Annotated in this window: 6 protein-coding genes; 1 reads left to right on the forward strand and 5 read right to left on the reverse strand. The window is 64.3% G+C overall.

The window, feature by feature from the left end:
• From EOA36_RS22450 to EOA36_RS22465, 4 genes are all read right to left on the reverse strand, one after another.
• Positions 1-477, reverse strand: a 477-nt coding sequence (locus EOA36_RS22450; RefSeq protein WP_127279476.1) for an aminotransferase class I/II-fold pyridoxal phosphate-dependent enzyme, incomplete at its 3' end; no start/stop codon positions are given.
• Positions 470-1,375: a homocysteine S-methyltransferase family protein gene (locus EOA36_RS22455; RefSeq protein ID WP_127279477.1), complete on the reverse strand. Its 906-nt coding sequence runs from the start codon at positions 1,373-1,375 to the stop codon at positions 470-472. The genes EOA36_RS22455 and EOA36_RS22450, both read right to left, overlap by 8 nt.
• Positions 1,372-3,825 (reverse strand): FAD-dependent oxidoreductase, encoded by a 2,454-nt coding sequence (locus EOA36_RS22460; RefSeq protein WP_127279478.1) that lies wholly within the window; start codon positions 3,823-3,825, stop codon positions 1,372-1,374. The genes EOA36_RS22455 and EOA36_RS22460 overlap by 4 nt, the downstream gene beginning before the upstream one ends.
• Before the next feature lie 102 nt (positions 3,826-3,927).
• Entirely contained in the window at positions 3,928-4,524 is a 597-nt protein-coding gene (locus EOA36_RS22465; protein WP_189553311.1) for an XRE family transcriptional regulator, read from the reverse strand.
• 171 nt (positions 4,525-4,695) lie between these two features.
• Between EOA36_RS22465 and EOA36_RS22470 the strand changes: the two genes are divergently transcribed.
• Complete coding sequence (locus EOA36_RS22470) at positions 4,696-5,400, forward strand: nitroreductase (RefSeq protein ID WP_189553313.1); 705 nt, start codon at positions 4,696-4,698, stop codon at positions 5,398-5,400.
• Positions 5,401-5,428: 28 nt separating this feature from the next.
• Here the strand turns inward: EOA36_RS22470 and EOA36_RS22475 are convergent.
• Positions 5,429-6,779: MFS transporter (locus tag EOA36_RS22475; RefSeq protein ID WP_127279480.1), on the reverse strand; the 1,351-nt coding region annotated here is incomplete at its 5' end.

Raw genomic sequence — 6,779 nt, forward strand, 5'->3', positions numbered from 1 at the left:
GATCATGTCCGTGCGGGGTTGGAACCCATCCTCGGCCGGCGTCTCGACCACGGTGAAACTAGCGCCGGCGGCACTGAACGTGTTGGGGTAGGTGGCATAGTAGGGCGCTACCACGATGGCGTGGTCGCCCTGATCGAGCACGGCTTGCACGGCAGCGTAAAGTGCTGCCTGGCCGCCCGGCGTGGCGATGACCTCTTCCGGCCTCGTCTCGACGCCGGTGCAGGCGCTGGAGGCCGCCGCCATGGCCTTGCGCAGGCGCGGCAGGCCGGGCAGCGGCGTGTAGTGATGGTTGCTGCCACGGACCGCTGCCACACAAGCTTCGATCGTCTGCGACGGCGTGTCGAAATCGTGGTCGCCGACCGACAGCATGATGATGTCCTCGCCGGCCTCCTTGCGGTTCCAGGCGGCGAAATGAACCTCCCAGCCATCCTTGCCCGATGGCACGATGCCGGTAATGCGCGATGATGGTTTAGGCATGTAAGACTCCCGTGATCGCGTAACCGTTCTGTTGCAGCCGGTCGCGCAAGGCGGCGATATGGGCGGGACCGACCTCGCAGCAACCGCCGACGATGTCCGCTCCAGCTTCCACCCAGCCGACAGCCTGATCGGCGTAAGCATCCGGACCGAGGTCGTGGCGGGCATGCAGCACGTCCACGGTGCCGCCATGCTTGAGTGCTTCGGTGGAGGTGAAGCCATTGGCATAGGCGCCGACCGGGCCGCCGAGCTCGACCAGTTCCGGCAAGGCCGCCGCGATGGCTTCCGGGCGACAGCAGTTGAGCAGCCGCGCCGCCACCGGCAGACCTCCGAGCGCATCCGCTGCCGACGCAATCGTCTCGCCGCTGCGCAAGCGTGGCGTGCCGTGATCGGCCAGCGTCCATGACACCCAGACGGGCTTGCCGCTTTCCGATGCGGCGGTGACCGCCGCGCGTGCCTCTTCGGCAGAGGCCATGGTCTCGCACAGGAACAGGTCGACGCCATCAGCCTGTTCGGCGACGATGCGGCGGTAGATGTCGAGCGTATCCTGATAGGAGATCGTCAGCGCCGGCGCGTAGCTGCCGAAAAGCGGTGACAGGCAGCCGGCGATCGCCGCGTCGCCGGCCTCGTCGCGGGCTTGCCTGGCGAGGTCGATGCCACGCTTCTGCAACGGCTTGAACAGGTCTTCCGCGCCCTCGCGCGCCAGGCGTTCGGGCGTCGCCGAATAGGTGTTGATGGTGATGACCCGGGCGCCGGCGCGGATGAATTCGGCATGCAGGCCGCGCACGAGGTCCGGTTCGTCGATCAGCACCCTGGCCGACCACAGCGGCGTCGGCTCGGACTTGCTGCGCCGCACCAGCTCCTGGCCCATGCCGCCATCGGTGAGGATAACCGGCTTCATGCGCGCAGCCTTTCGTTCTTGGGATCCCACAACGGCTCGTCCTGCTGCACGACCGCCTTGAAACGGTCGCCGAAGATCTCGACCTCGACAGAGGTGCCGGGCTCGCTCAGGTCGGCGCGCAGCATGCCGAGCGCGATCGATTTGTCGACACGATGACCCCAGCCACCCGATGTCGTCTCACCGACGATCTGGCCGTCGTGCCAGAGCGTCGACATGTAGGGCGCGTCGCAATCGCCGGGATTTTCGACCACCAGCGTGACGAAGCGCTTCTTCACGCCTTGCTGTTTCTCGTTCTGGAGTGCCGCCTTGCCGCGGAAGTCGGGCTTTTCCCATTTGACGAAGCGCTCGAGCCCGCCCTGCAGGATCGAATAGTCGGTCGACAGGTCGCCCTTCCAAGTGCGGTAGCCCTTTTCCAGGCGCAGCGAATCCAGCGCGTACATGCCGAACGGCTTCAGCCCGTGGTGCTGCCCGGCGGCACAGATCGCATCGAAGATGGCGGCGGTGTCGTCGACCCTGGTGTGGATCTCCCAGCCGAGCTCGCCCGCGAAGGAGACGCGAACCAGCTTGGCCCAGCGGCCGGCGATCCTGGTTTCCTGATGCGTCAGCCATGGCAAGGTCAGGTCGGCTTCACAGACATCGGCAAGGATTTTTCGCGAATTGGGGCCGGCCAGGATCTGCGTGGAGAATTCCTCTGTCCGGTCGATCAGCTTGAACGCGGCATCCCCGGGCATGTGCGACTTCAGCCATTCGAAGTCGTGCCACTGCGCCACCGCCGCGGTGATCAGCGTCATGGACTCCTCGCCATGGCGCACCACCGACATTTCGGTGACGATGCGGCCCTTGTCGTCGGAGAAATAGACCAGGCCGATGCGACCGGGCTTCGGCACTAGGCCGGTTACCTGCCGGCTCAGCCATTCGGCGGCGCCAGGGCCTTCGAGATTGAAGCGCGAGAAGCCGGGCAGGTCGAGGATGCCGGCGGCGTCGCGGACCGCGAGACACTCTTCGCGGACTCGTTGCTGCCAGGGCCCCTCGCGGCGGAAGGTCAGCGTGGCTTCCTCGGAGATGTCGTCGCCGTCCTGCGCGTACCAGGTGGCGCGTTCCCAGCCATTATAGGCATCGAAGCGGGCGCCCAGCGCCTTGATGCGATCGTGGATCGGCGACAGTTTCCTGTCGCGGCCTTCCGGCCAGGCGTGACGCGGGAACTGGATGGCGTATTCGTTGCCGTAGATTTCCATGCCCTTGGCCACGCAATAGTCCGGCGCGGAAGCAAAGGAGGTGAAGCGGCGCGGATCGCACGACCACATGTCCCATTCGGTCTGGCCTTGCGTCACCCATTCGGCCAACACCTTGCCGGCGCCGCCGCCCTGGGCGATGCCGAAGGTGAAGACGCAGGCCTCGAAGGCATTGGGGACGCCAGGCATCGGGCCGATCAGCGGATTGCCATCCGGCGCATAGGGGATCGGGCCGTTGATGACCTTGGACAGGCCGGCGGTGCCCAAGATCGGCACGCGGGCGACGGCGTCGGCGAGATAATGCTCCAGCCGGTCGAGGTCGTCTGGGAAGAGCTGGAACGAAAAGTCATCCGGCATGGGATCGTTGTGGGTGGCCCAATGCGCGCGGCAATTGCGCTCATAGGGGCCGAGATTCATGCCGGCCTTTTCCTGGCGCAGATAATATGAAGTGTCGACGTCGCGCAGCAGCGGCAGCTTCTTGCCCTGTTCCTTCGACCAGGCGGCGAGCTCGGGGATCTCTTCGAACAATATGTACTGGTGGCTCATCACCATCATCGGCACTTCGCGGCCGAACATCCTGCCGACTTCGGCGGCACGGTAGCCGGCAGCATTGACGACGATCTCGCAGCGGATCTCGCCTTGCGCCGTTACAACCACCCACTCGTCCTTCTCACGGCGCACGCCGGTGACGGGGCAGAAGCGGATGATCTTCGCGCCCATGTCGCGTGCGCCCTTGGCCAGCGCCTGCGTCAACTGTGCCGGGTCGATGTCGCCGTCGCTCGGATCGTAGAGCGCGCCCTTCAACTCGTGCGTTTCGAGGAAGGGATAGCGGCGCTTGATCTCGTCGAGCCCGACCACGTCGATGTCCATGCCCTGATAGCGGCCCATGCCCTTGGCGCGCTGGAACTCCTGCATGCGCTCCTTTGTGTGGGCGAGCCTGAGCGAACCGGTGACATGGTAGTTCATGGGATAGTCGACGGCGTCGGCGAGGCCCCGATAGAGTTCGGTCGAATAGCGCTGCATGTTCATCAGCGACCATGAGGAGGAGAAGGTCGGCACATTGCCGGCGGCATGCCAGGTCGAGCCGGAGGTCAGCTCGTTCTTTTCCAGGAGCACGCAGTCGGTCCAGCCGGCCTTGGCCAGATGATAGAGCGAGGAGGTGCCGACCACGCCACCTCCGATGATCACCACGCGCGCAGTGCTCGGCAAACCCGCCATGTTCTTCTCCCAATCTTCAAGCGCGCCGCGCTTTTCTTTTTGTTTTTATGCGTGTCGCCGTCGCAAAACCGCTGCACGGTTCCGGCGACATCCACTCATCAATCAATAGACCGGCGGCGAAACCACCCAGATGACAACAGCCGGCTCGCTACCCGGATTGCGCCAGCGGTAAGACTTGCCTTCGAAGCGAAAGGAGTCGCCTTCGCCAAGCCGGTGCCAGACCCCGGCTATTTCGATGTCGAACTGCCCGGACGCGATGTATCCGGCCTCCTCGGTCGGCCGGCGGGCCTCGTTCTTCAACTCCGCTCCCGGCGCGAAGACCGACCGCACCATCTCGAAGCTACCACCGAGGTCCGGTGACAGAAGCTCTTCCACCAGACCGGATTCGCTGGTGCCAAGCGTGCGGCGCTTGCCGGCGCGCACCACCACGCCGCGCTCGCTCTCCACGGGTACGTCATGGCTGAAGAACAGGCTGATCGGCACGCCGAACAGTTCGGCAAAGGCCCGGAGATCACTGAGCGATGGCGTCGACAGGCCGCGCTCGACCTGGCTGACCCAGCCGACCGAGCGGCCGAGCTTCAGCGCGATCTCGGCCAGCGTCAGTCCGCGCACCCGGCGCAAGGCCCTGATATCGCCGGCCAGGACTCGCTCGTCAGGTCCCTGTAATGTTCGTGCGGTAGGGGAGACCAAATCGCTCACTTCATGAAAATTTTCAGTCGAATTTCATGAGAAATCAAGCTCATGAAAAAATCAAGTAGATTTTCACCAATGCTTAAGATTTGCTTGCAGGATTTTGACGGTTCATGCAAAGGCTCCGCCGCGAGCGGCGAGTGGGGACGTCCGATCGACACAACGGCTAAGGGACGGCCCATGCTGGAAAAGAAGGCTCGAATCACGGTTGATGCCGAGATCGTCGACGACGCGATCATGTCGCGCCGTTCGGTGCGTGCATTTCTGCCCGACATGATCGATGACGAGACGATCCGTGACATACTGACTGTTGCGGCGCGCGCTCCCTCCGGCACCAATATGCAGCCGTGGCGAGTCTACGTTACCAAGGGCGGGACCAAGCAGCGGATCACGGATGCCATCATGAACTCCGGCATCCGCGCGGAAAAAGCCGACTGGGACGAATATCGCTATTATCCCACCCAGTTCTTCGAGCCTTATCTCACCCGCCGCCGTGCCAACGGGTTCGGCCTTTATGGCGCACTCGGCATAGGCCGCCGGGAGGTCGACAAGATGCGCGCCCAGCACGACCGCAACTTCGTCTTCTTCGATGCGCCGGTCGGCATGATCTTCACCATCGACCGCCGGCTCAACCAGGGTTCGTGGATCGATTACGGCATGTTCCTGCAAAACATCATGGTCGCGGCGCGGGGCAGGGGTCTGCATACCTGTCCGCAAGCGGCCTTCGCGCCCTATCACCGGCAGATCCGGCCGGTGCTCGGCATTCCCGACGAGGAGATCGTCGTCTGCGGCATGGCGCTCGGCTATGAAGACACTTCCAGGCCCGAGAACGCCTTCCGCACCGATCGTGAGCCGCTCGAGGAATGGGTGACGTTCAGCGAATAGGTCTCGGCCGCCAACCGGGGCAGGGCCGCTATTCCGTATTCATGTGCGCGCCGTGGCCGCTGACATGGGCGCCGTCCTGCGGCGTCAGCTTGAGATAGGCAAGCAGCGCGCAGAGCGTGATGATGCCCTCGATCACGAACAGGATCCGGAAATCGCTGGCGACGGCCGGCCCGCCGCCGGCGAGAAACGACAGCATCGCGGCCGCGAGGCCGACGCTGATGGCGACCGCCAGCTGCCACAGGATGTAATAGAGCGCGCTGAAGCGGGCGAGCTGCTCGGGCGCGATGTCGGAATAGGCTAGATTGCCGGTCGAAGCCCATTGCACCGAGCGGAAGACGCCAAAGACGAAGAGGTAGGTGAGCGTGATCCAGACCGGGGTCGTTGCTTGGATCAAGGCGAAGCCCGCGACCATGGCGGCAACCACGGGCGTGTTGAAGACCAGCACGCGGCGAAAACCGAAACGGTTGAGAAGGCGTGGCATGAAGAAACGCATACCCACCGAGCCGACCGCCGCCACGAAGGTCAGCGATCCTGCCTGCACCGCGCTCATGCCGAAGCCGAGCTGAAACATCAGCGGCAGCAGGAAGACGACGGAGCTGAGACCGATCGTGTCGAGGCCGCCTCCGGTAAGGAAGGAGATGCGGAAGGTGCGGATGCGCAGGAGCTTGAGATCGAGCAGGGGATTGCGCACGCGCAGGCAGTAGAAGGAGGCGGCCGTCAGGATGATGAGCGCCAGCGCAAGCTCGGCCGCGATCATGCCGCTGGCGGCGTCTTTCGCCGCAAGGGAGTCCATGCCGAAGACCAGCAGCACCATGCCGCTGCCGACCAGCACAAAGCCTGGAAAATCGAACCGCGTGCGCACGGGCTTGGTCATTGTCGGGAACAGTGAGGCGGCAAGGATTGCGGCGGCGAGCGCGAACGGCACGTTGATGAAGAAAATCCAGCGCCAGGAGATGTAGGTGGTCAGCGCGCCGCCGACGAGCGGACCGACCAGCGGCCCGGACTGGCCGGCCAGCGAGATATACATGTTGATCTTCAAGGTCCGGCTGCGCGGGAAGGTCGACAGGATGACGACCTGGCCGAGCGTGCCCATCAGTGCGCCACCGAAACCCTGCAGCGCGCGGGCGCCGACCAGCGTCCAGATGTCGTTCGAGAGCCCGCACAGAGCCGATGAAGCGGCAAACACCAGCAAGGCGAAGCAATAGACGTTGCGCAGGCCGAAACGATCGGCCGCCCAGCCGCCGAGCGGCATGGAGATGATCAGGCTGGCGACGTAGACGGTGATCAGCAGGCCGAGCTGGCTCGGCGGACGGCCAAGGCTTTCGCTGATGCCCGGCAGCGCCGTCACCACGACATTCTGGTCGAGGCTGGTCATGAAC

It is taken from the genome of Mesorhizobium sp. M8A.F.Ca.ET.021.01.1.1 (assembly GCF_003998025.1).
Classification (GTDB): Bacteria; Pseudomonadota; Alphaproteobacteria; order Rhizobiales; family Rhizobiaceae; genus Mesorhizobium.

Coding starts and splice junctions, on each gene's coding strand:
- EOA36_RS22460 (WP_127279478.1), bottom strand. CDS start 3,825: ATGGCGGGTTTGCCGAGCACTGCGCGCGTGGTGATCATCGGAGGTGGC.
- EOA36_RS22455 (WP_127279477.1), bottom strand. CDS start 1,375: ATGAAGCCGGTTATCCTCACCGATGGCGGCATGGGCCAGGAGCTGGTG.
- EOA36_RS22470 (WP_189553313.1), top strand. CDS start 4,696: ATGCTGGAAAAGAAGGCTCGAATCACGGTTGATGCCGAGATCGTCGAC.